We start from the raw sequence: 25,849 nt of genomic DNA, 5'->3' as shown, positions 1-25,849 counted from the left end.
TCAATCGATCCGGCGCGCGAAGCCAAATGCCCCTGCGCCGGCGGGTTCATCGGACCCGGCCCCAGACGGAAAAACATCCGCCAGAAGCAGGCCCGTCAGTAATCCGTGCAAACGCTGAAAGCGCTTGGTGCGGGCGGAGGGACTCGAACCCCCACAACTTTCGTCACTGGAACCTAAATCCAGCGCGTCTACCAGTTCCGCCACGCCCGCGTAAATTTGCATCAAGACCGGCCGCGATGCCGCGGGCGGCGGGCTTATAGCATGTGCCCGCCTGTTCGCAGCAAAAAAATGCCCGTGTGGACGCCAGCTTGAAGTAGGCATGGCCGCTGGACTTATCCAGCGCGCCGTGGTCCGCATCGGCAGCATGAGCGCGCAGATTTTTGCCCCCACCCGACGCGAGGTTTTGGCTGGCCTGGGAGCTGCGGCGACAGGGCTGCTTGGCGGTGGCGCAACGGCGCCCGCGACCGCCCAGCTCGCCCTCCAGGCCCGCCCCGCGACCCTGGCGCTGCGGCCGGGTCAGGCGGCGACGCCGACCTGGGAGCTGGCCGCCGTAAGCCATATCGGGAATGTCCATCTCAAGCGGGGCGACCGCTGCGAAGTGGTCTTTCGCAACGACTTGCCTGTGCCGCTTGCGCCAGTCTGGTACGGCCTCGATGGCGCCGCCGCGGGCGACCCGCTGCGGGGACGTGCGCCAACCCCGCCCGACGCGACCGAAACATCAATCATTTCAATCCCTAGCGCGGGGACCCTGCTGGCCGACTTCCGCCTCTTCGAGGATGGCCTCAAGCAGCCCGCACGCCCGCTTCCGATCATCGCCTCCGAGACAAATCCCGTCGTGGTCGATCGCGACGAGGTCCTGCTGATCGAGGAATGGCGGCTGCGGCCGGACGGGACCGCGCTTGCCCCGGGCCGCGACCCGAAGGACACGACCCCGCTCTATACAATCAACGGGCAGACTTCATTCGAACTCTCGGCGCTGGGCAATCAGCGGCTGCGGCTGCGCTTCATCAATGGCTCGCAACGCACTGTCCTGGCGATAAAATTGGAAAACCACGACGTCCGCGTGATGGCCATGGACGGACAGCCGGCCGAGCCCTTCCCGGCGCGCAATGGCGCCCTGATGCTGGCTCCGGGCGCGCGCGCCGACGCCTTTGTCGATACGACGAAATCGGCTCCATTCCTGCTGCATGACGGCAAGGAGGCGCACCAGATCGGCGCTCTCGCGGTTACCGGCTGGTCAGAGCGGCGCGCTCCGCTGCTCGAGCCGCAGCCCCTGCCTTCGAACGAACTTCCCGAGAAGCTCGATCTAAGCGGCGCCCTGCGATTCGATGTCGCGCTCGGCGCACCCGATGGCGGCTGGACCCGGCCTGCAAATTTCTCCACCTCGTCGAGCCCCGCCTTCCGCGCCAAGGCCGGTCGCACCGTCGTGCTGGCCCTCAAGAATCCGGGGCCGGTCACCAACGTCTTCCACCTGCACGGCCACCATTTCCGCTTGCTCGACCGTCTCGACGACGGCTGGAAGCCCTACTGGCTCGACACGCTCGCCATCGAGCCCACCCAGACCCAGCGCATTGCATTCGCGGCCACCGCGCCCGGCCGATGGCTGATCGAATCCGTCGTCACCGACTGGGCCGCCCCGCGGCTGGTTCGCTGGTACGCGGTGGAGTGATTAGCGGTTTTGCCGTGCGGCTCGCGCACGGGCAACGACGCGACGAGCGTGCGAGACGTAAGCTTCGTCTTCGGTCTTTAAGGCTTCTTCCATAAAGACGGCGAAGGCCTCATTGGTTTGTAAATCGTCGGCAGGATCATAGGTCGTCAATTTCGCGGCCATCTCGCATCCCCCTGAAACACGCCAGAATTTAGTACTCCACCCCTAGCGCACCATAAATCCGCCGGTGCACGGCGGGCAGCGTCTCGGTCAGGTCTTCCGCGATCAGGCCGGGGCCGGCTTCGTTCGCGGCTTCGCCATGCATCCAGACGCCGATGCTGGCGGCTTCGAACGCCGGAACGCCTTGCGCCAGCAGCCCGGCGATGATCCCGGCGAGCACGTCGCCGGCGCCCCCGTGGCGAGCCATGGCGGCGCGTTGGCAGCGATGGTGGTACGGCCGTCGGGCGCGGCGATCGTGGTGTCGGGGCCCTTCAGCAGCACCACTGCCCCGGAGCGTTCGGCGGCGGCGCGCACGCGCTCGAGCTTCGAGCGTCCCGGATGTTTGTTGCTGAGGTCGGAGAACAGCCGTGGAAACTCGCCCTCGTGCGGCGTCAGCACCACCGCATTGTCGTGCGACGACTTGATCGATTCGAACAAGCGCTCGGGGTTCGCGGCAAAGCTCGTCAGCGCGTCCGCGTCGAGCACGAGATGCCGCTGCGCGTTAAGCGCCGTGTGGACGAAATCGCAGGTGCGGTCGCCGATGCCGGCACCGGGTCCGATCATGCAGGTGTTGTAACGCTTGTCGCCGAGCAGTTCGCCGAACTCGACCGCGGTATCGACCGGGCGGACCATCACCGCGGTCAGCGCGGCTGCATTGATCGCGAGCGCATCGCGTGGGCTCGCCAGCGTCACCAGGCCCGCGCCGGCACGCAGCGCGCCGCGCGCAGCGAGCCGCGCCGCACCGGTTGCCGCAGCATCGCCCGAGACCGCCAGCACATGGCCTCGCGCGTATTTGTGGCCGTCGATGCGCGGCACCGGAAAGGCTGCGCCCCAGAAATCCGGATCGTTCTCGAAGATCCGCGGCCCGATCTCGTCGAGCACCTGGCTCTCGATACCGATATCGGCAACGCGGACGCGGCCGCAATGCACCCGGCCCGGCAGCAGAAGATGCGTCGGCTTCTTGCGGAAGAACGTGACGGTCTCGGTGGCATTCACCGCCAGCCCGAGCACGGCCGCGCTGGTGCCGTTGATGCCGCTCGGCAGGTCGACCGCGAGCACCGGCGCGCCGTTGCAATTGATCGCCTCGATGATCGCACGCGCCTCGCCTTCGATGGGACGGCTGAGCCCGGCGCCGAACAGCGCATCGATGATCAGCGCGGGCTTGCCGATCGCCTGCGGCGTGAACGGCAGCACCGGATGCTTCCAGCCGCGCGCCGCCGACGCCGCGTCGCCCTGCAGCTGGTCGCGCTCGCACATCAGGATCACCGAGACCTCGCGCCCCTGGGCTGCGAGTTCGGCGGCTGCGACAAAACCGTCGCCGCCATTATTGCCGGGACCGGCCACGATCAGGATCGGCCCCTGCTCCACCAGCGCGTTCGCAGCTTCCGCGACCGCGTGGCCGGCGCTCAGCATCAGCTTGAACCCGGGCGTACCGGCCGCGATCGAGAGCTGGTCGGCCCGCTGCATTTCAGCGTTGGTCAGAACTTCCATGCCACTTCCCTGGTACAAACGCCTCTTCAACAGGCATCTTCCGTGCCGATCCCATACACGGAACAGATGACTGCACACACATTGACCGTTTGCCTATTTCGTAGTCTGCGGTATTTTGTGCCGGTCGGGTCCACCCATCCGAGATGCTCGTTAAAAGGCTGATAACACTTCAACAATCAGGGGATTTGCAACTTGGCATAGACCCTGCTTTCGAGGAAGTCGCTTCGGTTCGTCGTGCTCACGGGCATTATCTGGGTGTGGCCGGCCGTCGTTGCCGGGCTGGTCAGGGATCACGGCACAGCGAATCTCGTGCGTTGAGAAAAGCGCATCCTGACGAAGACGTTGCTATTTGTTCGAAAGGCCGGGAGGCGCGCAGTGAAGAAAATCGAAGCCATCATCAAGCCATTCAAGCTCGACGAGGTGAAGGAAGCGCTTCAGGAAGTCGGCCTTCAGGGCATCACCGTGACCGAGGCCAAGGGGTTTGGCCGTCAGAAAGGTCATGCCGAGCTCTACCGCGGCGCAGAATACATCGTCGACTTCCTGCCCAAGGTGAAGATCGAGATCGTGATCGGCGACGACCTGGTCGAGCGCGCCATCGACGCGATCCGCCGCGCCGCCCAGACCGGGCGCATCGGCGACGGCAAGATTTTCGTCTCCAATATCGAAGAGGCGATCCGCATCCGGACCGGCGAATCCGGGCTGGACGCTATCTGAGCCGGGTGCTATCCCGCATTTTGCGACACTCTGATAGGAAATAAGGCTGCTTCGGCGGCCTGATTTCGTTTATGCGGTCGCGCAAAACTCGCCGAAAGCGAGAATAATTTTGCTCATCTGGAAACCGACCCGCAGAGCCAAAAGGGGTATGCATGAAGACCGCCAAAGACGTCCTGAAATCGATCAAGGACAACGACGTCAAATACGTCGACCTGCGCTTCACCGATCCGCGCGGCAAGTGGCAGCATGTGACGTTCGACGTCAGCATGATCGATGACGACATCTTCGCCGAAGGGACGATGTTCGACGGCTCCTCGATCGCCGGCTGGAAGGCGATCAACGAGTCCGACATGTGCCTGATGCCGGATCCGGTGACCGCGACGATCGATCCGTTCTTCGCCGAGACCACCATGGTCATCACCTGCGACGTGCTCGAGCCGACCACCGGCGAGCCCTACAACCGCGACCCCCGCGGCATCGCCAAGAAGGCCGAAGCCATGGTGAAGTCGATGGGCGTGGGCGACACCGTCTTCGTCGGTCCCGAAGCCGAGTTCTTCGTGTTCGACGACGTGCGCTTCTCCTCCGGCCCCTACAACACCGGCTTCCGGCTCGACTCCTCGGAGCTCCCGACCAACACCGACACCGAATATGAGGGCGGCAACCTCGGACATCGAATTCGCACCAAGGGCGGCTACTTCCCGGTCCCGCCGCAGGACTCCGTCCAGGACATGCGTTCGGAGATGCTGGGCGCCATGGCCAAGATGGGCGTCAAGGTCGAGAAGCATCACCACGAGGTCGCTTCCGCCCAGCACGAGCTCGGCATGAAGTTCGACACGCTGACGCTGATGGCCGACCATCTGCAGATCTACAAATACTGCATCCACCAGGTCGCCCACATCTATGGCAAGACCGCCACCTTCATGCCGAAGCCGGTCTTTGGCGACAACGGCTCGGGCATGCACGTGCATCAGTCGATCTGGAAGGACGGCAAGCCGGTGTTCGCCGGCAACAAATATGCCGACCTCTCCGAGACCTGCCTCAACTATATCGGCGGCATCATCAAGCACGCCAAGGCGATCAACGCCTTCACCAACCCGTCGACCAACTCCTACAAGCGTCTGGTCCCCGGCTATGAAGCCCCGGTGCTGCTCGCCTACTCCGCGCGCAACCGTTCGGCGTCCTGCCGCATCCCCTACACAGCTTCGCCGAAAGCCAAGCGTGTCGAGGTGCGCTTCCCCGATCCGCTCGCCAACCCCTATCTCGGCTTCGCCGCGATGCTGATGGCCGGCCTCGACGGCATCAAGAACAAGATCGATCCGGGTCCGGCGATGGACAAGGACCTTTACGACCTGCCCAAGGAAGAGCTGAAGCAGATCCCGACCGTATGCGGCAGCTTGCGCGAGGCCCTTGAAAACCTCGACAAGGACCGCGCCTTCCTCAAGGCCGGCGGCGTGTTCGACGACGACTTCATCGACAGCTACATCGAGCTGAAGATGACCGAAGTCGCCCGCTTTGAGATGACCCCGCATCCGGTCGAGTTCGACATGTACTATTCGGGCTGATCGGCTCGAACAGGACACGACAGGCAAGAGGCGCTTCCGCAAGGAGGCGCCTTTTTTGTTTGAGAGCGGAGGGCCTTCACGCTACGGCTTCTCCCGCCGCGGCAACAGATGATCGAGCAGGCCGATCGGCAGCGGAAACACGACCGTCGACGACCGTTCGCCGGCGATGTCGTGCAGAGCCGCGAAATAACGTAGCTGCATCGCCTGCGGCTCCTGCGCGAGAATCCGGCCGGCCTCGACCAGCTTTTCGGCGGCCTGCTGTTCGCCCATTGCGTTGATCACCTTCGCCCGCCGCAACCGTTCCGCCTCGGCCTGCTTGGCGATCGCGCGCACCATGGTTTCGTTGATGTCGACGTCCTTGATTTCGATTCCGTGACCTTGATGCCCCAGATGTCGGTCTGCTTGTCGAGGATCTCCTGGATATCGGCATTCAGCCTGTCACGCTCGGCGAGCATCTCGTCGAGTTCGTGCTTGCCAAGCACCGAGCGCAGCGTGGTCTGGGCGAGCTGGCTCGTCGCGGCCATGTAGTCGCCGACCTTGATGATGGCGCGCTCGGGATCGACGATGCGGAAGTAGAGAACGGCATTGACCTTGACCGAGACGTTGTCGCGCGAAATCACGTCCTGGGGCGGCACGACCTGCACCATCACCCTGAGGTCGACCTTGACGAGTTGCTGCACGACCGGAATGAGGATGATGAGACCCGGCCCCTTCACCCCGGTGAAGCGGCCGAGCGTGAAGATAACGCCGCGCTCGTATTCCCTGAGGATGCGAACCGCCTGGGTGAGAAACAGGATGACGATCAGCGCAAGCGCTGCATAGATCGAATATTCAAACATCAGAGCTGACCTCCTTCACCGCTCGCAGCGCTCGGACGCCGAACCACCAGCGTCAAACCGGCGATATTGGCGACCTCGACCCTCTCGCCGGGCTTGAAGGTATCCGCGCCGCGCGCTTGCCAGCGCTCGCCATGCGTAAAGACGTGCCCGGCGTTCTCGTTCCAGTCGAGAACCTCGGCGATCAGTCCGCGCATGGCTTGCGCGCCGACCCGCGGCGGACCGCGGCGGGCGCGCCGAAGCGCGCCGAGCACGACCAGAACGAAACCCGTGAACATCGCTGCGACGACGGCGATGACCGACCACGAGAGCCGGTAGCCCGGCGCTTCGACCCTGACCAGCATGACGGCGCCAAGCACGAAGGCAACGACGCCTCCGAGGCCGATCACGATGGTTGGATTAAACGCCTCGATGGCGAGGAGCCCGATCCCGACCAGCATCAGGCCGAGGCCGGCATAATTGATCGGCAGCATGTTGAGGGCGTAAAGGCCGAGCAGCAGGCAGATCGTCCCGACCACTCCCGGAGCGACGACGCCGGGGGATACGAACTCGAAGATCAGGCCGTAGATGCCAACCATCAGCAGAATGAACGAGATGTTGGGATCGGTGATGACCGCCAGGAATCGAGAGATCCACCCGGGATCGACGGCTTCGATGACGGCGTCCTGCGTTGCCAGGCGTTGCGTCTTGCCACCCGCGACCTCGACGAGGCGACCATCGATCTGCCTGAGCAATTCGGCGGGATCACGCGCGACGAGGTCGATGGCGTGCGCCTGCAACGCGCCGTTGGCGGACAGGGTGGCGGCTTCACGGACCGCCTTCTCGGCCCAATCGGCGTTGCGGCCGCGCAGTTCGGCGAGACTGCGGATAAAGGCGACGGCGTCGTTCGTCACCTTCGCCGTCATCGCGTCCTTCGGCTCATCCTTCTTGTCTTTGCTGTCCTTGTCGGGTGTGCCGCTCGGCAGGCCCGGAAGCGGTCCGCCAATCTGCACCGGCGTCGCGGCACCGATATTGGTGCCTGGCGCCATCGCCGCGATATGGGTCGCATACAGGATGTAGGTCCCGGCGCTCGCCGCGTGGGCGCCTGCCGGCGCGACGTAGCCGACGACTGGAACAGACGAGCCGAGCACATCCGCGATGATCTCGCGCATGCTGGAGTTGAGACCACCAGGCGTGTTCATTGTCAGAATCACGATCTCGGCGCGTCGTTGGCCTGCCCTGAGCAACGCCTCCCTGACGTAACTGGCCGACGCCGGGCCAATGGCCCCATCGATGGTGACGACGAGTGCAACACGTCTGTTCTCCTCCGCTGAGCCAGGAAGGAGAAAAGCAAGAAAAGCGACGATGCCGATCGCCGCAACGAGGGCCGCCTTCATAGTCTGCACGGCAAGGGCTCCCTTGCCTCAGATATGGTGTGCGCCTCCCAAACCTCAATGCGGTGGCTTGCAGCTGCGTTGTGCGATGCAATGCGCGGGGCGACTGCGGTAGCCCATGGCGTCCCCCAAGCTACACGGTGAGAGTCGCATCGACATCCATATCGTGCCCTTTCACGGCGGCGTCACTTCTCCGGAAAGTTGACCCCGATCTCCCTCACCCGCGGCGCCCACTTCACTAGGGCCGCGTCGTCGGAGGCCGCTTTCACGCTGTCACCCAGCAGCGACTTGGGCGCGGCGGCATTCTTGTCGAAACGGATTGTGACCGTGCAGCCGCCTTGCAGCGGCCGGCCGAGCGCGCCGCCTTTCCAGTCGGTGACCAGACCGCCATAGTCCCATTCGAAGCCGTTGACCAGGAACGGCCTGCCGTTGGCCTTCTGCACATCAAGAAGGCTGGAGCCGATCGTGACGCCATTGACGTTCCAGCGGCTGGTCTCGGCGGTGTCGCGCAGGGCCAGGCGAGAGACGCGCCTGGCGTTGTCTTCGGAGAAGGAGACCTCGATGCGCCGGTCCGCAGCGTTCGGAAACAGCACGAGCCCCTTGTGGGTCTCGCCCTCGGCGTCCGCGAGGTCCTGTACCACCGCCTCCTTGCCGAAGCGCAGCTTCAGGCTCGTTTCAGGGTCGTCACGTGCAATTGGCGAAGCGCAGGTGATCGGACCTCCCTGCGGCCGCGCGGTTTGCGCGAATGCGGGCGATGTGAGCAGGACAAGAGTGGCAGCGGCCGCATTGCGTATCATCGACATGCAATTCCAATCTGGAAACGAGCTGGAAGTTACGGCGCAGATAGCCTGTTTCGGGTCACAAGCCGCTCTGTCGCCAGTGGCCAGTCCCGAGCTTGCCGGTGATCACCGCAGTTGCGTCCCGTACTTCGTATGAGCCTCCATCGTTATAGTTCGAGAGTCCCTTGGTCGCATGCAACGTCCAGTGACCGTTGGTGGCGGTCATCGTGCCTTCATGCGCCGGTGCAGCGCGTGATCCCTCTGCGCGAAATTTGTAGGTGCCGTCGCGCATGATGTGCCAGATCCAACGCGAGAAGCCGCGATCGTTCGGGACTGTGATCTCCCATGTCCCGACGAGGGCAGGATCAACCAGGAGAGCAGGCGTGGGCCCCCTCAACGGTTCAGCTGCAATCGCCGATGCAGCATTGGCCTGTTTTTGGCTGGCCTGGTCGGCCAATGAGGTCCTTGCGAGATAAATCGCCTTGCGCGAGAGAGAGCCGTAAACGAATGGCTGCTGCTCGTTCCTGGTCGCCTCCATGACATCGTCATGGACGTTGCGGAATATGAAGGTGACCTCGACGTCCGGCGCTTCGATGTTGCGCAGGAGCGCCGCAGTGAAGGGGCTATTGCGCCCATCACCATCAAGAGCCGTCGTGCCGTCGCGAGCGGCATAGGCGACGAGCACATTGCCAACCGGCTCGATCGGTCCGAGGCCCCGGCCAGGCGCGGCACGCAGGGCCATGGACCGGCGCATCTTCGCGGTGAATGGGTTGTTCCGGCAGGCGTCGAGAATGACGAGACCAAGGCTCGTCGTGTTCGAGACCTGCAACATCACGCTGCGGAGGCTGATCGCCTCGTTCTCCGCGTCAGTGTCTTTCTTCAATTCCGCGTCGACCGGAATGAGCCAGTTTTCGCCGACAATTTCCATGCCGTGCCCGGCAAAGAACACTGCCGCCATGTCGGCGCCCGCCGCTTCGCGGCCCAGCGCGATCAAGCCGCGACGCATCTCCTCGAAGGAGGCATTGGTCAAAAGCGTGACCGCAAAGCCGAGCCGCCCGAGCGCCGCAGCGAGGTCGCTGGCGTCATTGGGCGGATTGGGCAGCTCCGGCACGTTGTTGTAGGCGCCGTTGCCGACCACCAATGCGACGCGCTTGCCCTCGGCCGACCGCGCCGCCCGCATCGCGCCTGAAAACGCCGCGATGAGGCCCAATCCCAAAATTAGCCCGCGTCGGTCCATATCGGCTCACGAACGGATTCGAGGTCGTGGTCTTGTACAACCACCCAAGCCAAGCAGCGAGAGGAGTCGCTGCGGGCTCGGACCGCTACGCCGCCGCGCGCTGCCGCTCCACCAAGGCCTCGCCAAACGCCTCGAACAGCTTGCGGTTGATCGGATTGCGCTGCGGGTCGTATTCGGCGTGCCATTGCACGCCGAGCGCAAAGCTCGGCGCTTCGGCGATGCGGATGGCTTCGATGGTGCCGTCCTCGGCGACGCCTTCGATCAGCACGCGCTTGCCGGGATCGAGGATGCCCTGCCCGTGCAGCGAATTGACCCGGATCCTCTCGCAACCGAGCAGTTTTGCGAACGCGCCGCCGGGCGTGAGGTCGACGTCGTGGCGGTCGGCGAACACCACGGTCGGGTCCGGATGGATCTCGCCGTTCTCCAGCCGCGGCATGCGATGGTTGATGCGGCCGGGAATTTCGCGGATTTCGGGATGCAGCGAGCCGCCGAAGGCGACGTTCATCTCCTGCAAGCCCCGGCAGATGCCGAATATCGGGATACCGCGGGCGACGCAGGCCACCGACAGCGCCAGCGCCACCTCGTCGCGATGGATGTCGTAGGGCTCGTGCTTCTCGCAGGGGTCCACGTTGAAACGGGTCGGATGGACATTGGCACGGGCACCGGTGAGCACGATGCCATCGACGGCATCGAGCAGTGCGCCGATATCGGTAATGTCAGGGGAGCCCGCAAACATCACCGGCAAGCCGCCGGAGACCTCGGCAACCGCGCGCAAGTTGCGCTCGCCGACCATCTGCACCTGAAATCGATTCTCGACGCGATGGGCGTTCCCGATCACGCCGACGACCGGCTTTCTCATCTCCCGTTCCGACCTCCCGTTAAGAAGATTCTGCAAACATGCCCTTCCGATGGAACAAATTCAACCAAAGGGATCGCGGGACGGCAATGCTATTTCGCGCAAACGTCCGGCCGGAGGCAATTGTGCCACTCGTCTAGCCCCTCACCGTTGGCCCGAGGGGCCGCGGATGCGTCCAACCAGCGCGCGGGTCCGGGCTTCGGCCGGATCGCTGGATCGCTTGCTCCTTTGCGGGATTTCACGAAAGACTGCCCGACAAGGCCGACGAGAAGGATACAACGTGATGATTCCCACGGATGGACGGCCCGGGACCCGCTCTGATCTGGCTTGGGCGATTTCGGTTGGCGGCATCGGCGTGGTGCTGTTCACCGCGCTACTCGCTTTCACCTGGTATTTTGCGACCACCCTGCTCCTGATTTTCGCCGGCATGCTGCTCGGCGTCGGCCTCAATGCGCTGACGAACGCGCTGGGGCGCCGCGTTCACCTGCCGCATGCCCTCCGGCTCGCGATCGTCTGCGTCGCGCTTGCGCTGATGCTCGCAGGCGTCGCCTATCTCGGCGGCGCCACCATCGCCGACCAGGCCTCGCTGCTCAGCAAGACCATTAAGTCCCAGATCACCAATGTGAAGTCCTTCCTCGACAGCCACGGCATCGACACCAGCGTGTTCGATCTCGGCAACGCCGGCGCCGACGCCTCGACCGACGCGGGACCCACTCCCTCCCCGAGCCCGGCCTCGCACGGCAATTTGCCGGGCGCCGGCGCGCTTGCCTCCAGCGGTGGCGCCATCGTGAGCCAGACCTTCAAGCTGCTGCTCGGCACGATCGGCGCCGTCGGCAACGTCTTCATCGTGCTGTTCCTGGGGCTGGCCTTTGCCGCGCAGCCCGCGGTCTATCACGACGGATTGCTGTTCCTCGTCCCGGCGAGACACCGTGTCCGCGCCACCCTCGTCATCGACCATATCGGCGAGACGCTGGAGCGCTGGCTGATCGCCCAGATGATCGTCATGCTCGCGGTCGGAATGGTGACCTGGATCGGTCTCGCCATCATCGGCATCCCCGGCTCGTTCATCCTGGGGATCCAGGCCGGCCTGCTCGCCTTTATCCCGACCGTCGGCGCCATCATCGCCGGCGTCGTCGTGGTGCTGGCGAGCCTCGCCTCGGGCTGGATCGCGACGCTATCCGCCTTCGTCCTGTTCCTTGGCGTGCACGCGATGGAGAGCTACGTGCTGACGCCCCTGCTCCAGCGCCAGGCGCTGGACATCCCGCCGGCCACGCTGTTCGCGTTCCAGATCCTGCTCGGCGTCGTCTTCGGAATCTGGGGCCTCGCGCTGGCGCTGCCCCTGGTCGCCATCGCCAAGGTGATGATCGACCATTTCAAGACGTATGAGCCGCCGCCTTTGGCAGAGGCGGCCTGAGCATGATCCGGAAAAGTGTGGCGCGGTTTTCCCTCGCGACAAACGCGGAACGCGTTTGCGCGGAGATCATGCTCCTGAAACAAAGCCCTCAGGTCGTCAGCACGGTCTCGGTGTGCTCGACGTCCGGGGGCGAGGCAAAATACTGGCCGACCAGCCCGCGCCATTCGGTAAAATTCTCCGAGCCGCGGAAATCGACGGTGTGATTTTCCAGCGTCTCCCACTTCACCATCAAGCGGTAGCGCTGCGGCTTCTCGATCGACTTGTGCAGCTCGAAACCATGAAAGCCCTTGGAGCGGCCGAAGGCGGCCTTGGCCTTGGCGACAGCCGCCTCAAAATCCTTCTCGCTGCCCGGCTTGATGTCGATTTGCGCGATCTCGGTGATCATCGTTTCCGCCCTTGTTGCTTGATGGGCGTATCTACCGCAGCCGGGGACAAAGAAAAAGGCGCCCGAACGGCGCCCTGATCGGCTCAAAACGCGGCGCTCTCAGGCGAACAGCAGAACCGCGCCTGCCACGACGAGGGCGCAACCGACGAACAGCGTGAGCGGCCAGGCGCTGCGGCTCTGTGTATAGCGCCCCTGCGCGCGGCGCTCGGTGATGACTGCGCTCTCGTATTCGTCTGCGGTCGAGAACAGGCAGGCGAAGCCGCCGCGTGCCGAGACAGCAGCGGCTTCGAGCGATAGCAGGGCGGCCTGCGGATTCCGTCGACGGATCGATTCCATGACCGCAATGGTAGGAACCGAATGGTAAACAGAGGATTACCGCGAGACTTCTGTGGCTTAAGCCGTCGCCGGCTGTGCCTTGGATTGTGTCTTGGGCACACCGATCCGCGCGGCGCTCTGGCGGCGCCAGTTCTCCAGCGACAACGGCAACTCCTCCGCCGCCTCGACGCGGTTACGCCCGCCGCGCTTGGCCTGGTAAAGCGCAGTGTCGGCCGAAGCCAGCAGCACCTCGAGCTCGGTGCCGGCCGGACCGCCGGACACGCCGATGCTGACGGTGGTGTCGACCGGGCCCTCGTCGACCACGACGCCGGAGGTCTCGAATGCCTCGCGCACGCGCTCGGCGACCACCACCCCCTCCTCCAGCGAACACGGCAACAGCGCCGCGAACTCCTCGCCGCCGATACGGCCCGACAGGTCCGAGATCCGCAGATTGCTGACGACCACGGTCGAGAACAGCTTCAGCATCTCGTCGCCGGCGGGGTGGCCGAAGCGATCGTTGATCGACTTGAAGTGGTCGATGTCGAAGATCATCACGGTAACCGGACGGCCGCCCTTGGCTTCGCGCTCGATCACGCGGGCACAGGCTTCCGAGAAGCCGCGGCGGTTGAGCATGCCGGTCAGGGGATCGGTCGACGCCGCGGTCCGGTGCGCGGTGACGGTGCGCTCCGACACCAGCATGAAGATCACGAACACGGTGCCGACGGCATAGAGCACGAGCTCGACCGCGAACACCGTGACCCAGACGCTGCCGGAAAACCCGGCATCGTTCGGGCGAAGGACGCTGCCGAGCAGGATCGGCAGCATCAGCACACAGCCGTGCATCACCGGTACCACGAAGGCCGGCCAGCGCCGCTGCAGGCTCTTGCGCCGCTCGACCCAGAGCTCGCTTGCGGTCAGCGCCGCGTAGACCGAGACGATGCCGGCGCCGATGATCATGCGCAGCATGGAGGCGGCGGGATCGAGCAACGTCACTGTCGCGACCCAGGCGAGCGCGCCGAGCACGAGACCGAGCCAGTTCGGCTTGCGGCCGTGGAAGACGCGCGCCGCATTCCATACCATTCCGCAGGCGACGAAGCCCACTGCATTCAGCGCGAGATAGAGGTACGGACCGAGCTTGTCGCCAGTCGCCGTCCACAGCGCGACGGACGCCGCGCCGAGGAGATATGCGGTGCCCCACCATTTCAGCGCGGGACTGTTCTCCTGCTTGCCGAAAAATACCATCATGGCGCCGAGCAAGGCGGCGACCATCGTGGCAACCAAATAGAGCGTGATGCTATCGAGCGACATCATGTCGGCCCCCTCTTGAACATAGCAGTTGCGCGATCGGCTCAACCGGTTTGCGCGCCCTTCCAGATGCGACGCTATGTCCCGCAAGTTCCATTGAGGTTTTCACGCGAGGCCAAGTTTTCCGGAAACACGTCATCAATTTGCGTACAAACGAACAACAAAAAGGGCGCTGAAATCAGCGCCCTTTTGCATTTCATTGAAGCCGCTTTCGCAGCGAATGTGACCGAAGCGATTAACGCTTCGAGAACTGGAACGAGCGGCGGGCCTTGGCCTTGCCGTACTTCTTGCGCTCGACCACGCGGGAGTCGCGGGTCAGGAAGCCGCCCTTCTTGAGCACGGTACGCAGCTCCGGCTCGAAATAGGTGAGCGCCTTGGAGATGCCGTGACGGACGGCGCCGGCCTGGCCGGACAAACCACCGCCGGCGACCGTGCAGATCACATCGTACTGGCCCGAACGCGCGGCCACGGAGAACGGCTGCTCGATCATCATGCGCAGCACGGGACGGGCGAAATAGACCTCGACCTCGCGCGAGTTGACCGTGACCTTGCCGGCGCCCGGCTTGATCCAGACGCGGGCGACCGCGTCCTTGCGCTTGCCGGTGGCGTAGGCGCGGTTGAACTTGTCGACCTTCTTCTCGTGCTTGGGCGCGTCGGGCGCCGCTGCGGTCTTGAGCTGCGAGAGCTGATCGAGCGACTGAATGGATTCGGCCATGATTATGCGGCCCTCGTGTTCTTGCGGTTCAACTTGGCGATGTCGATCTTCTCGGGCGTCTGGGCCTCGTGCGGATGATCGGCGCCGCCGTAAACGCGGAGATTGCCCATCTGGACGCGACCGAGCGGACCACGCGGGATCATGCGCTCGACGGCCTTCTCGAGCACGCGCTCGGGATGCTTGCCTTCGAGGATCTGGCGCGCGGTGCGCTCCTTGACGTGGCCGACATAGCCGGTGTGCTTGTAATAGGTCTTCTGCTCGCGCTTGCGACCGGTGAGGACAGCATGCTGGGCATTGATGATGATGATGTTGTCGCCGCAATCAACATGCGGGGTGTAGGTCGGGAGGTGTTTGCCGCGCAGGCGCATGGCGACGATGGTGGCGAGGCGGCCGACGACCAGACCCTTGGCGTCGATCAGCACCCACTTCTTCGTCACCTCGGCCGGCTTTGCCGAAAAGGTTTTCATGTCAGAGTTTCCGTGGACGGGAGGCATCGGCGCGAACACCGCACCGGACTGCGCGGCTTTCTAGAGAACTGACGCGCAACGGTCAATGCCCAACGATTGAAATTATAGAAGCAATATCAAAGGTTTAAAAATATGGTGCGATGTTACCTGCAAAAAGATCAAACATTTGGAATGGAATAGGTCGATGTGACATGGGCAATGGGATCGGGCGAGGTGCCGGACAGCAGGTTCACCTCCCCGACCGCCAGGCGCTTGCCAAGCTTGAGCAGGCGCGCCTCCGCCAGCACGTCCTGGCCCGGCTGGCCCTTGCGCAGGAAGTTGATGTTGAGATTGGTGGTGACCGCGAGCCCGATCGGCCCAATGGCCGACAACAGCACCACGTACATGGCGAAATCGGCCAGCGCCATCAGTGTCGGGCCCGACACGGTTCCGCCGGGCCGGAGCATTTTTTCACCGTAGCGCTGCCGCAAAAGGCTGGTCTGGCCGTCCGCGCTCTCGATCGTGATGTCGTCGCCGCTGAACGCCTGGGGAAATTCGTTCCGGAGAAAGTCCTCAAGCTCCGCCACGCTCATTTTCGCCAACGCCATGCTGTTCCCCACCCTCGCTTCACTGCGCCTGCTACATTAAGTTATCTGCGTCATCCAATTGCAATGATCCAGCGGAATCGCGTCAATGTCCGTCCAGGCCGCCCGTACCCCTTCCCCGCAACCGCCGATCCTGCTGCGTGAGACTATCGGCAGCATCGCGGTTCTCACGCTGAACCGCCCGGACGCGCGCAACAGCCTGTCGGAGGCGATGATCGCCGGCCTGCATGCAGAGCTCGATGCCGTCAGGGACGACAAGGCCGTCCGCGGCGTCGTGATCGCAGCCAACGGTCTCGCCTTCTCCGCAGGCCACGACATGAAGGAGCTGACCGCGCGCCGCGCCGATCCCGATCGCGGCCGCGCCTTCTTCGCGGACATGATGAACGCCTGCAGCGCGATGATGCAGGCGATCGTGCGCCTGCCGAAGCCAGTTGTTGCCGCCGTCCAGGGCATCGCGACCGCGGCCGGGTGCCAGCTCGTCGCCAGCTGCGATCTCGCGGTCGTATCGGAAACAGCGAGCTTCGCCACGCCGGGCGTCGACATCGGGCTGTTCTGCTCGACGCCGATGGTGGCGCTGTCGCGCAACGTGCCGCGCAAGCAGGCGATGGAAATGCTGCTGACGGGCGAGCCGATCCCGGCCGTGCGTGCCCGCGAGATTGGTCTGGTCAATCGCGTGGTCGCCGCCGGCACCGAGCGCGACGCGGCGATTGCGCTGGCGCAGCAGGTCGCGCTGAAGTCGGCCTACACGGTCAAGCTCGGCAAGGAGGCATTCTACCGTCAGGCCGAAATGAGCCTTGCGGACGCCTATCGCTATGCGGCAGAGGTGATGACCGAGAACATGATGGCGCGCGACGCCGAGGAAGGCATCGGCGCCTTCATCGATAAGCGCACGCCGACATGGCGGGATGAGTGACTGTACTTGTTGCACCGTCATTCCGGGGCGGCTCGCAGAGCCGAACTATGGTGCGCGATTGCGCACCTGAGAATCTCGAGATTCCGGGTTCGATGCTGCGCATCGCCCCGGAACGACGAACGAAAGAAAAAGATGAACCACGACGCCTATCCCGACAATTACATCCGCGCCATCCTCAACAGCGTGAAGTCGATCGCGATGGTCGGCGCCTCGCCGGTCAACGTGCGGCCGAGCTATTTTGCGTTCAAATATCTGGCGCAGCGCGGCTACGATATGATCCCGGTCAATCCCGGCCATGTCGGCAAGGACCTGCTTGGAAAACCGTTCGTCGCCTCGCTCTCCGACATCGGCCATCCCATCGACATGATCGACATCTTTCGCAATTCCAGCCACATCATGCCGGTGGTCGAGGAAGCCCTGAGGCTCGATCCGCTGCCGAAGGTGATCTGGATGCAGCTGGGCGCGCGTGACGACGCGGCGGCAGAAAAGGCGGAAGCGGTTGGCATCAAGGTGGTGATGAACCGCTGCCCCAAGATCGAATACGGCCGCCTGTCGTCCGAAATCTCCTGGATGGGCGTGAATTCGCGCACACTCAGTTCCAAGCGCGCACCAGCACCGACGCAGGGCATGCGGCTATCCCTCAATCGGATGAGTGTGGGCGGTGGCGACACCGCGGCGTCGGACCGCGCCGCCAAAAACAAGAGCGAGCAAAGCTGACGCAATTGCGAAGCATTCATTTCGCGAACGCGACAATGCGTAGCACGATTGCCCTGATGTGAACCGGCGCCTTGACGGCGGGCGCGGCGCCGATCAGCATGCCGCGCGATTTCAGGACAACAAGAACAGGACGCCCTCAATGAGCGATCGCCTTCCGGGATTTTCGACCCTCGCCGTGCATGCCGGTGCACAGCCCGACCCGACCACCGGTGCGCGCGCGACTCCGATTTATCAAACCACGTCTTTCGTCTTCAACGACGCCGACCACGCCGCCTCGCTGTTCGGCTTGCAGGCGTTCGGCAACATCTATACCCGCATCGGCAATCCCACCAACGCCGTGCTGGAAGAGCGCGTCGCCGCGCTCGAAGGCGGCACCGCCGCGCTCGCGGTCGCCTCGGGCCATGCCGCGCAGGTGGTCGTGTTGCAGCAATTGCTGCAGCCCGGCGACGAGTTCATCGCCGCGCGAAAGCTCTATGGCGGCTCGATCAACCAGTTCACGCACGCGTTCAAGAGCTTTGGTTGGAACGTGGTGTGGGCCGACCCCGACGACATCGCAAGCTTCGAACGTGCGGTCACGCCGCGCACCAAGGCGATCTTCATCGAGTCCATCGCCAATCCCGCCGGCAGCATCACCGATATCGAGGCGATCTCGACCGTGGCGACCAAAGCGGGCGTGCCGTTGATCGTCGACAACACGCTGGCCTCGCCCTATTTGATCCGCCCGATCGATCATGGTGCCGACATCGTCGTGCATTCGCTGACGAAATTTCTCGGCGGCCACGGCAATTCGATCGGCGGCATCATCGTCGATGCCGGCACCTTCGACTGGTCGACCGGCGGCAAATATCCGATGCTTTCGGAGCCGCGGCCCGAATATCACGGCATCAGGCTGCAGGAGACCTTTGGCAATTTCGCTTTCGCGATCGCCTGCCGCGTGCTCGGCCTGCGCGATCTCGGACCGGCGCTGTCACCGTTCAATGCTTTCCTGATCCTCACAGGCATCGAGACATTGCCGCTGCGCATGCAGAAGCACTGCGATAATGCCAAAGCGGTCGCCGAATTCCTCGCCGGGCATCCGGCGGTGGCCTCGGTGAGCTATGCGGGCCTGCCGAACGACAAATACTACCAGCTCGCGCGCAAATACGCGCCCAAGGGCGCAGGCGCCGTGTTCACCTTCAGCCTGAAGGGCGGCTATGACGCGGGTGTGGGCCTCGTCTCGAAATTGCAGTTGTTCTCGCATCTGGCCAATGTCGGCGACACCCGCTCGCTGGTGATCCACCCCGCCTCGACCACGCACAGCCAGCTCGACGACGCCGCCAAGATCAAGTCCGGCGCCGGCCCCGACGTGGTCCGGCTCTCGATCGGCATCGAGGACAAGGAAGACCTTATCGCCGATCTGGAGCAGGCGCTGGGGGCGTAGCTCTTGTCATTCCGGGGCGCGCGACAGCGCGAACCCGGAATCTTGACGTGGCATAATTATCTCTGGATTCCGGGTTCGGTGCTTCGCACCGCCCCGGAATGACGATCGCCGGTTAATAGTCGTTAACCATAGCGGCCACATACATCGTGCTTGGGATCGCCCCTTTGATCTGGAGCCGACGATGCTGCTGCGCTGGATGATGCCCGCCCTTGCGGCGATGCTGACGGTTTCAGGCGCGCTCGCGGCGGATTTGCCTGCGACACCGAAGCGGCGCGCCGGCGCTACGCCAGAACCGCCCAAAGTCTATGTCGAGACCGATCCGGACGCGCTGATCTCTCCGGCCTATGGCATCGGCAGCTACATCCGCAATCTGCCGGGCACGCCGCTGCTGCCGGGCTCTCACACGCTGCCGGGCTATTACGGCCGGCCCTGGGACTACGACTATCAGGGCTCGTATTACGGCGGGAAGCAGGTCGACTATTTCTGGCGGCTGCCCTACGCCTGCGGCGTCTACGGCTATTGCTGACGGCTGGGTCTGATCAGCCGGCCTGACCAACCGCGACCGCGCGCGATTGCGCTTCGGCAGCCTGCCGCGACACAAGCCGTTCCGCCTGCATCACCGCAAGCGTCAGCACCACGATCGCCACGGCCTGGTGCGAAAGCGCAAGCCCGATCGGCACCTGGTTGAGCAGCGTGAGAATGCCGAGCACCGCTTGCAGGCTCACCGCCGCGAACAGCCACAACGCGCCGCCCGCCGCCGCACGCGATCGCACCGCATCGAACGCATGCAAGGCCGCAAGCACGAACAGCGCGTAGGCGGTCATGCGGTGCTCGAACTGCACCGTCAGCACGTTGTCGAACATGTTGCGCCACCACGGCGTCTCGAACCACAGCCGGTCGGCCGACGGAATGAACGCGCCGTCGATCGCCGGCCAGGTGTTGTACGCGCGCCCGGCGCGCAGGCCCGCGACCAGCGCGCCAAAATAGATCTGCAGAAAAGTCATCACGAGCAGCAGCGCGCTCGTCAACCGCAACCGCGCAGGCGCTGCGATCGGTGGCCGTTCGGCAAGCCGGCGCACTGTCCAGACGATCCCGGCGAAGATCAAGAGCGCAAGCACCAGATGCGTCGCCAACCGGTATTGCGAGACCTCGACGCGCTCGGAGAGGCCAGATGCCACCATCCACCAGCCGACCGCGCCCTGGAGGCCGCCGAGCGCGAACAGGAACCACAGACGCCGCTTCAACTCACCGGACAATCCGCCGCGCCACAGGAAGAACAGGAACGGCAGCAGATAGGCGACGCCGATGAAACGGCCGAGCAGCCGGTGGCTCCATTCCCACCAGAAGATCTCCTTGAACTCGGACAGGCTCATGCCGGCGTTGAGCTCGCGATATTGCGGGATCTTCTTGTAGGCCTCGAAGGCGTCGGTCCATTGCGCCGCCGAGAGCGGCGGCAAGCTGCCGGTGACCGGTTTCCATTCGACGATCGAGAGCCCGGATTCCGTCAGCCGCGTTGCGCCACCGACCAGCACCATCAGCGCGATCAAAGCGGCTACCGAGATCAGCCACCAGCGCACGGCGCGATGCGGCTCAGACGGGGTGGAGATCGTCGTCATTTCGGGGTCGAAACCAGAACGTGAATCTAAGGAACTCGAATCCAAGAGACTTGAACCGTTGAGACTTGAACCGGATAGCGTGCCCCTTATAGTCCCCCGCTCCCGCAGCGCAAGTTACGCAAAGCCACAACAGTCCATCATGTCCAGCCGCACCCGGAAGTTCCTTGGCACCATCCTGCTGCTGGTGCTCGCCACCGTCTGGGCCCTGCTCGGCATGGCGCTGGCGCAGGTGCCGTGGATTGCCGAGTCCGGTTGGCGGCAGGCGATCTACTACGTGGTGGTCGGCATGGGCTGGGTGTTGCCCGCGATGCCGATCGTGAGCTGGATGCAGCGGCCCGACCGCGTCAAATCTAGCTCGTAGCGCCGCCGGTCGGTTTCACCGGCGAAAACGCAACTCCGGACATCAGCACGCGCATCATGCGCAGCGAGCGCACCCGGCCGTCCCAGGAAATCCGCGGCAGCGCGCGCAGATTGGTTCGCCCCTCCGCATCCACGATGCCTGGGATCGTCGACACAGCGCTGGCAAAGCCCGCCTCCTCCGCCATCACGACGTGGTTGCGCCGGAACGAGGCACGATCGCCGAACGGAAACGCCAGATGCCGGATCTCGCGGCCGAACGCCGCTTCCGCCACCGCCTTGCCCATCGTGATCTCGCGCAGCGCGGCCGTATCCTTCATGTTGGCCAGGACGAAATAGTTCACGGTCGCGCTGCCGATCGTGACCAGCGGGTCGGCGGCGAGCTTCGCCAGATCCTCCCAATTCATCGACGCCTCGCGCGAGAGTGCGGCGAGATCGATCCGGTAACGCGTGCAGAGGTCGGCAATCGCGGCCGACAGTTCCGCCGGCGGCAACGAGTGCAACCAGCCCTCGAGAAACGAAAACAGCGCCTGCTTCTCGGCATTGCCGGTCACGGTGAAGCGCTGCTCCCTGTCGCCCATCAACAGGCTGACGCGGTCCTCGCGCGCAATCACGTGCTCGAGCCCGAGCCACCACGCCTCTCCGACGCCATCGGGAAAGGCGGTGGGAACGTAGATGGTGAAGGGAACGGCGTGGCGGGCCAATACGGGATAGGCAAAGCTGATGACGTCCTTGGCCGCGCCATCGAAGGTGAGCGCCACGAAGCGCCGTTTCTCCGGCAGCGTGACCGCGCGCCGGCAAACCTCGTCCATGCCGACGAAATCATACTTCCAGCGCTTCAGCGCGCGAATGGCGCGGTCGAGGAATTGCGGCGAGATCTCGTTGTTGCGCAGCGGCTGAAACCCGCCGCGCCGCCGTGGCCGCACGCGCTGGAAGCGAAGGATGGCGCCCTCGCCGCGGCTGCGCAGCAGCGGCTGGCCGGTGAACCAGGCCAGTTCAAGCCGCAACCGCTCCAGCCATCTGTCGTCGGATGCCAATATCCCACCTTCGGGTTCGCCGGCGGCCGGTCTCCGCGCTCATTGTCATTACCCTTTGTTGACATTTCTTTGCAAAGGTCGGCCACAGGCCGAAATACGCATTTTTTGCTTTCCCGACAGGTTTCGTGAATGACCATGGCTGCGGCGATGCAAGGCCGGACGGCAGGAGCGCCAGCGCGGTCGAAAGCGAGCCGCATCGCGCATGTCGACATCGTCGCCGATCTCGGCCGCGCCGAGCCGGTCTGGCGCGCCTTCGAAGAGCCCGGTCATTTCTTCACGCCGTATCAGCGCTTCGATCTGTTGAGCCCCTGGCAGCGGCTGGTTGGCGAGATCGAGGGCGCCCGCCCGTTCATCGTGATTGCCCGTGATGCCGAGCAAAAGCCACTCGCGCTGCTGCCACTCTCGCTGCGCCAAAGCCACGGCGTGCGCACCGCCTGCTTCATGGGCGGCAAGCACACGACCTTCAACATGGGGCTGTGGAACGCCGAGTTCGCCGCGCAGGCGGTGCTCGCCGATCTCGACGCGCTGATGGCGCCGCTGCGCGAGCACGTCGACGTCCTCGCACTGATGCAGCAGCCGAAGCAATGGCACGACCGGCAAAATCCGTTTGCGCTTCTACCGCGGCAGAGTTCGATCAACGGCTGCCCCTTGTTGGTGATGCAGCCCGGCGGCCCGCCGGCATCGCGGATCAGCAATTCGTTCCGCCGCCGTCTGAAGAGCAAGGAGAAGAAGCTCCAGGCACTCGGCGGCTACCGCTATCACCTCGCCACCACCGACGCAGAGATCACCCGCCTGCTCGACTGGTTCTTTCGGGTCAAGCCGGCGCGGATGGCTGAACACAAGCTACCCAACGTGTTCGCCGATCCTGGCGTCGAGCCGTTCATCCGCAGCGCATGCCTGTCACCGCGCGGCGAAGGCCGCATCATCGACATCCACGCGCTCGAATGCGACGACGAGGTGATCGCGATCTTCGCCGGGGTCGCCGACGGCCAGCGCTTCTCGATGATGTTCAACACCTACACGCTGTCGGAGCAGGCCCGCTACAGTCCCGGCCTGATCCTGATGCGCAACATCATCGACCGCTACGGCGAGCGGGGCTACCGCTCGCTCGACCTCGGCATCGGCTCTGACGGCTACAAGCGGATGTTCTGCAAGGATGACGAAGACATCTTCGACAGCTTCGTCCCGCTGACCTCGCGCGGCAAGCTCGCAGCCATGGCAATGTCCTCGCTCAACCGCGGCAAGCGGCTGGTGAAGCAGAACCAGATGCTGTTCGATCTGGCCCGGCGGCTGCGGCAGGCGTTCGGGTAAGCGCCGAACTGTCGTAGGGTGGGCAAAGCGGAGCGTGCCCACCCTGTCAACCGCGATCGTTGAAAGATGGTGGGCACGGCGCAAGTGCGCCTTTGCCCACCCTACGATCCCGAACTCGCGGAGATAGATGCCTGACCCGTCGCTATCGCGGCGAGCCCCCTCTCCCGCAGGGGAAGGTAAGAACTACGCCGCCACCACGCGCCGGGCGGGCTCGCCGGGATTGGATGGCTGCACCGGCTTGCTGAGCATCGTCACCTCGCTGAAACCTACCGCTCTCAGCTGCTCGCACATCAGCGCGCGCGCATCCGGCTCCATCGCGCTATCGGGCACCACGACCGCGCGGGCATTCGCGGTCAGCAGCTCGGCCGGCAAATCGGAGGCACTGCCGGCATCGATCAGCACATGGTCGTAGGCGCGAAGCAGCGCGTCGATCGCGAGCGTCACCCGTGGCGACTGAAGCAGGCTGCGGTCGAAGCCAGGACGGCCGGCGACGACCAATTGCAGCCGCGAGAGCCTGTCCTTGGTGATGACTTGCGCAAACGAAGCCTCGCCCTGCATCAGTTCGGCAAGGCCGGGAGCCATCGGATCGGCCGACACCGCGGCAATCATCGGCGAAGATCCGGCGAGATCGACCACGACCACACGCGCGTCGCGCGCCAGATGACGGGCGAGCGTCAGCGCCGACAGCGTGATGGCATCGCCCGATGCGGTGCCGAGCACCGTGACCTTCTTCGCCGCAGCACCGGCGGCTCGCAGCTTCTCGGCCAGCCGCCCGATCTCCGCGAAATCGCCGACATCGGCATCGGCTGTCATCTCCGGTTGAAGCGGCACGGAGTCCGCCACCACGGAATCCACGGCGGGTTCACGACGAGCCGCTGCCGGAATCAGCGCGGCTACGGCGCGCGGGGCGGTCTGGCGCAGGAGTTCGCCGGTGACGACGAGGCCGGAGGAAAGCAGCAGCGTGGCCAGTGTCGCGATCAGCACGATCGGCAGCTTCTTGGGATAGGCCGGTGTGTTGGAGACGATGCCGCGGGAAATGATGCGGCCTTCCGTCGGCGCGGTATCGATGGTCTCGCGGGCGTTGGCTTCGCGGTACTTGGCGAGATAGGTCTCGAGCAGGTCGCGCTGGGCCTTGGCTTCGCGATCGAGCGCGCGGAGCTGCACGTCCTGGCCGTTGGTCGAGGTCGCCTGCTTCTTGAGCTGTTCGAGGCTCGCGGTCAGGCCGTCGACCCGGCCGCTGGCGATCCGCGCGTCGTTTTCGAGCGAGCGCGAGATCTTGGCCGCCTCGTCGCGAATTTGATTGTCGAGGTCGCCGAGCTGCGCCTTGAGCTCCTTGATCCGCGGGTGATTGCCGAGCAGCGTGGATGATTGCTCGGCGAGCTGCGCCCGCAGCGTCACCCGCTGCTCCGACAGCCGCCGCATCAGTTCGGAGTTCACCACCTCCGAGGCCTCGATCGGCTTGCCGCTCTGGAGCATCTCGCGGATCAGGCGTGCCTTGGATTCCGCGTCCGACTTCAGCGCGCGCGCATTGTTGAGCTGGGTGTTCAACTCGCCCATCTGCTGGTTCGACAGCGTGGTGTTGTTGGTGCCGATGAACAGGCTCGACTTCGAGCGGAAATCCTCGACCTTTGCCTCGGCATCGGAGACCTTCTTGCGCAGATTCTCGATCTCACCCGAAAGCCACTGGCTGGCGCTGCGCGCCTGGTCCTGCCGCGCATTCTGCTGCAGAACGAGATAGCCGTCGGCAATCGAATTGGCGACGCGCGCGGCAAGCTCCGGATCGGCCGACTGGAATTCGACCACGATCACGCGCGACTTGTCGACGGCATAGGCCTGGAGGCGATCGTAATAAGCGTCGAGCACGCGCTCTTCCGGCGTCATCGAGAACGGATCGCGGCCGATGCCGACCAGCGCCGCAAGCGACTTCAGCGGGGACACGCCTCCCAGCACCGGATCGAACTCCGGCCGCTCCGCAAGCTTGTTCTTCCTGATGATCTCGCGCGCGAGATCGCGCGACAGCACCAGCTGGACCTGGCTCGTCACGGCCTCGGGGTCGAGCGCCTGCCGCTCCTCGGTGCTGCGGTCGCTGCTCGGCCGCAGGAATACGTTCTCGCGGCCGTCGATCAGGATGCGTGATTCCGACTTGAAGCGGGGTGTCACCAGGTTGACGACAGCGACGGAGGCCACCAGCACCAGTACCGTCGGCACGATGATCCAGCTGCGCTTGCGACCCAGCGCGCCTCCGAGCGCGTGCAGATCGATGTCACCGGATTCGGCTGGCGCCGGCTTCGCGGCAACGGGCGCGGGCCTGGCTTCAATCTTGGGCTTTGCCTCGGGCCTGGCTTCGGCTTTGGGCTTCGACACAACCCGCTCGATTACCGCCCTGTCCTTGCCGGCACGCCAGAACGCTAAACGCATCGAACACTCCCGTGGGGGCAACGCCACCAAACCACCTCAAGCGGGGCGATTACACTCGATTAAGGTTGCCGCTGGGTTAATCGTGGCGTGTCACAACCGCCACGCGCGCGCTCGTCACCGTTTGTTAACCATGAAGGCCCTTAATCCGTCTCGATATCCG

At 64.4% G+C, this 25,849-nt stretch carries 24 protein-coding genes, 1 tRNA gene and 2 pseudogenes; 10 read left to right on the top strand and 17 right to left on the bottom strand.

Annotated features, from left to right (window positions below; all coding sequences use genetic code 11):
- Window positions 1–125: 125 nt before the first annotated feature.
- Window positions 126–210 (bottom strand) — tRNA-Leu (locus AB8Z38_RS04855).
- 154 nt (window positions 211–364) lie between these two features.
- On the opposite strand from AB8Z38_RS04855, the gene AB8Z38_RS04850 reads away from it, so the two are divergent.
- Window positions 365–1,669: a multicopper oxidase family protein gene (locus AB8Z38_RS04850; RefSeq protein WP_369723357.1), complete on the top strand. Its 1,305-nt coding sequence runs from the start codon at window positions 365–367 to the stop codon at window positions 1,667–1,669.
- Here AB8Z38_RS04850 and AB8Z38_RS04845 read toward each other — a convergent pair whose 3' ends face one another.
- Complete coding sequence (locus tag AB8Z38_RS04845) at window positions 1,670–1,831, bottom strand: hypothetical protein (RefSeq protein ID WP_369723356.1); 162 nt, start codon at window positions 1,829–1,831, stop codon at window positions 1,670–1,672.
- A gap of 175 nt (window positions 1,832–2,006) precedes the next feature.
- Window positions 2,007–3,334 (bottom strand): annotated as a pseudogene (locus AB8Z38_RS04840) (NAD(P)H-hydrate dehydratase); the annotation flags it as partial.
- A gap of 399 nt (window positions 3,335–3,733) precedes the next feature.
- On the opposite strand from AB8Z38_RS04840, the gene AB8Z38_RS04835 reads away from it, so the two are divergent.
- Both AB8Z38_RS04835 and glnA read left to right on the top strand, forming a co-directional pair.
- Window positions 3,734–4,072 carry a P-II family nitrogen regulator gene (locus AB8Z38_RS04835; RefSeq protein WP_007603495.1) on the top strand — a complete coding sequence of 113 codons (339 nt, stop codon included), beginning with the start codon at window positions 3,734–3,736 and terminating at the stop codon, window positions 4,070–4,072.
- Window positions 4,073–4,224: 152 nt separating this feature from the next.
- A complete protein-coding gene (gene glnA, locus AB8Z38_RS04830) occupies window positions 4,225–5,634 on the top strand; it encodes a type I glutamate--ammonia ligase (RefSeq protein WP_369723355.1) in 1,410 nt (469 codons plus the stop codon).
- A gap of 81 nt (window positions 5,635–5,715) precedes the next feature.
- Here the strand turns inward: glnA and AB8Z38_RS04825 are convergent.
- The 5 genes and pseudogenes from AB8Z38_RS04825 to AB8Z38_RS04805 all read right to left on the bottom strand — a co-directional run bounded on the left by AB8Z38_RS04825 (window position 5,716) and on the right by AB8Z38_RS04805 (window position 10,718).
- Window positions 5,716–6,473: pseudogene (locus AB8Z38_RS04825) on the bottom strand (slipin family protein).
- Window positions 6,473–7,855, bottom strand: coding sequence for a nodulation protein NfeD (locus AB8Z38_RS04820; protein WP_369723354.1), 1,383 nt, complete (start codon window positions 7,853–7,855; stop codon window positions 6,473–6,475). Before AB8Z38_RS04820 ends, AB8Z38_RS04825 begins: the two are co-directional and overlap by 1 nt.
- A 173-nt stretch (window positions 7,856–8,028) precedes the next feature.
- On the bottom strand, window positions 8,029–8,646 hold the full coding sequence (locus AB8Z38_RS04815; RefSeq protein ID WP_369723353.1) for a hypothetical protein: 618 nt from the start codon (window positions 8,644–8,646) through the stop codon (window positions 8,029–8,031).
- Between the two features lie 55 nt (window positions 8,647–8,701).
- Window positions 8,702–9,859 carry a caspase domain-containing protein gene (locus tag AB8Z38_RS04810; protein ID WP_369723352.1) on the bottom strand — a complete coding sequence of 386 codons (1,158 nt, stop codon included), beginning with the start codon at window positions 9,857–9,859 and terminating at the stop codon, window positions 8,702–8,704.
- An 85-nt stretch (window positions 9,860–9,944) separates the two neighbouring features.
- Window positions 9,945–10,718: a gamma-glutamyl-gamma-aminobutyrate hydrolase family protein gene (locus tag AB8Z38_RS04805; protein WP_369723351.1), complete on the bottom strand. Its 774-nt coding sequence runs from the start codon at window positions 10,716–10,718 to the stop codon at window positions 9,945–9,947.
- A 280-nt stretch (window positions 10,719–10,998) separates the two neighbouring features.
- Between AB8Z38_RS04805 and AB8Z38_RS04800 the strand changes: the two genes are divergently transcribed.
- Window positions 10,999–12,129: an AI-2E family transporter gene (locus AB8Z38_RS04800; RefSeq protein WP_369723350.1), complete on the top strand. Its 1,131-nt coding sequence runs from the start codon at window positions 10,999–11,001 to the stop codon at window positions 12,127–12,129.
- An 88-nt stretch (window positions 12,130–12,217) separates the two neighbouring features.
- On the opposite strand, the gene AB8Z38_RS04795 is transcribed toward AB8Z38_RS04800, so the two are convergent.
- From AB8Z38_RS04795 to AB8Z38_RS04770, 6 genes are all read right to left on the bottom strand, one after another.
- Window positions 12,218–12,514, bottom strand: coding sequence for an antibiotic biosynthesis monooxygenase (locus AB8Z38_RS04795; RefSeq protein WP_369723349.1), 297 nt, complete (start codon window positions 12,512–12,514; stop codon window positions 12,218–12,220).
- Between the two features lie 99 nt (window positions 12,515–12,613).
- Window positions 12,614–12,850: a hypothetical protein gene (locus AB8Z38_RS04790; protein ID WP_369723348.1), complete on the bottom strand. Its 237-nt coding sequence runs from the start codon at window positions 12,848–12,850 to the stop codon at window positions 12,614–12,616.
- A 57-nt stretch (window positions 12,851–12,907) separates the two neighbouring features.
- Window positions 12,908–14,140: a diguanylate cyclase gene (locus AB8Z38_RS04785; RefSeq protein WP_369723347.1), complete on the bottom strand. Its 1,233-nt coding sequence runs from the start codon at window positions 14,138–14,140 to the stop codon at window positions 12,908–12,910.
- A gap of 229 nt (window positions 14,141–14,369) precedes the next feature.
- Window positions 14,370–14,849, bottom strand: a complete 480-nt coding sequence (gene rpsI / locus AB8Z38_RS04780; protein ID WP_007611021.1) for a 30S ribosomal protein S9 — start codon at window positions 14,847–14,849, stop codon at window positions 14,370–14,372.
- Window positions 14,850–14,851: 2 nt separating this feature from the next.
- Window positions 14,852–15,316 (bottom strand): 50S ribosomal protein L13, encoded by a 465-nt coding sequence (rplM, locus tag AB8Z38_RS04775; RefSeq protein ID WP_018455120.1) that lies wholly within the window; start codon window positions 15,314–15,316, stop codon window positions 14,852–14,854.
- Window positions 15,317–15,474: 158 nt separating this feature from the next.
- On the bottom strand, window positions 15,475–15,903 hold the full coding sequence (locus AB8Z38_RS04770; RefSeq protein WP_369723346.1) for a PaaI family thioesterase: 429 nt from the start codon (window positions 15,901–15,903) through the stop codon (window positions 15,475–15,477).
- 85 nt (window positions 15,904–15,988) lie between these two features.
- On the opposite strand from AB8Z38_RS04770, the gene AB8Z38_RS04765 reads away from it, so the two are divergent.
- From AB8Z38_RS04765 to AB8Z38_RS04750, 4 genes are all read left to right on the top strand, one after another.
- On the top strand, window positions 15,989–16,813 hold the full coding sequence (locus tag AB8Z38_RS04765; RefSeq protein ID WP_369723345.1) for an enoyl-CoA hydratase: 825 nt from the start codon (window positions 15,989–15,991) through the stop codon (window positions 16,811–16,813).
- A gap of 132 nt (window positions 16,814–16,945) precedes the next feature.
- Window positions 16,946–17,530, top strand: coding sequence for a CoA-binding protein (locus AB8Z38_RS04760; protein WP_369723344.1), 585 nt, complete (start codon window positions 16,946–16,948; stop codon window positions 17,528–17,530).
- Between the two features lie 139 nt (window positions 17,531–17,669).
- Window positions 17,670–18,950 carry an O-acetylhomoserine aminocarboxypropyltransferase gene (locus AB8Z38_RS04755; RefSeq protein ID WP_369723343.1) on the top strand — a complete coding sequence of 427 codons (1,281 nt, stop codon included), beginning with the start codon at window positions 17,670–17,672 and terminating at the stop codon, window positions 18,948–18,950.
- Between the two features lie 184 nt (window positions 18,951–19,134).
- On the top strand, window positions 19,135–19,476 hold the full coding sequence (locus tag AB8Z38_RS04750; RefSeq protein WP_369726744.1) for a hypothetical protein: 342 nt from the start codon (window positions 19,135–19,137) through the stop codon (window positions 19,474–19,476).
- A 13-nt stretch (window positions 19,477–19,489) separates the two neighbouring features.
- Here AB8Z38_RS04750 and AB8Z38_RS04745 read toward each other — a convergent pair whose 3' ends face one another.
- Window positions 19,490–20,566 (bottom strand): COX15/CtaA family protein, encoded by a 1,077-nt coding sequence (locus tag AB8Z38_RS04745; protein WP_369723342.1) that lies wholly within the window; start codon window positions 20,564–20,566, stop codon window positions 19,490–19,492.
- Window positions 20,567–20,705: 139 nt separating this feature from the next.
- On the opposite strand from AB8Z38_RS04745, the gene AB8Z38_RS04740 reads away from it, so the two are divergent.
- A complete protein-coding gene (locus tag AB8Z38_RS04740) occupies window positions 20,706–20,927 on the top strand; it encodes a DUF2842 domain-containing protein (protein WP_369723341.1) in 222 nt (73 codons plus the stop codon).
- Here the strand turns inward: AB8Z38_RS04740 and AB8Z38_RS04735 are convergent.
- Window positions 20,917–21,960 carry a polysaccharide deacetylase family protein gene (locus AB8Z38_RS04735; protein ID WP_369723340.1) on the bottom strand — a complete coding sequence of 348 codons (1,044 nt, stop codon included), beginning with the start codon at window positions 21,958–21,960 and terminating at the stop codon, window positions 20,917–20,919. The genes AB8Z38_RS04740 and AB8Z38_RS04735 overlap by 11 nt on opposite strands.
- A gap of 129 nt (window positions 21,961–22,089) precedes the next feature.
- Here AB8Z38_RS04735 and AB8Z38_RS04730 point away from each other — a divergent pair, with 129 nt between their 5' ends.
- A complete protein-coding gene (locus AB8Z38_RS04730) occupies window positions 22,090–23,271 on the top strand; it encodes a GNAT family N-acetyltransferase (protein WP_369723339.1) in 1,182 nt (393 codons plus the stop codon).
- 183 nt (window positions 23,272–23,454) lie between these two features.
- On the opposite strand, the gene AB8Z38_RS04725 is transcribed toward AB8Z38_RS04730, so the two are convergent.
- Entirely contained in the window at window positions 23,455–25,689 is a 2,235-nt protein-coding gene (locus tag AB8Z38_RS04725; protein WP_369723338.1) for a GumC family protein, read from the bottom strand.
- Window positions 25,690–25,849 lie beyond the last annotated feature (160 nt).

Origin of the sequence: Bradyrhizobium sp. LLZ17 (assembly GCF_041200145.1) — a bacterium.
Taxonomy (GTDB): domain Bacteria; phylum Pseudomonadota; class Alphaproteobacteria; order Rhizobiales; family Xanthobacteraceae; genus Bradyrhizobium.
This window is presented reverse-complemented; position numbering and strand designations above follow the sequence as displayed.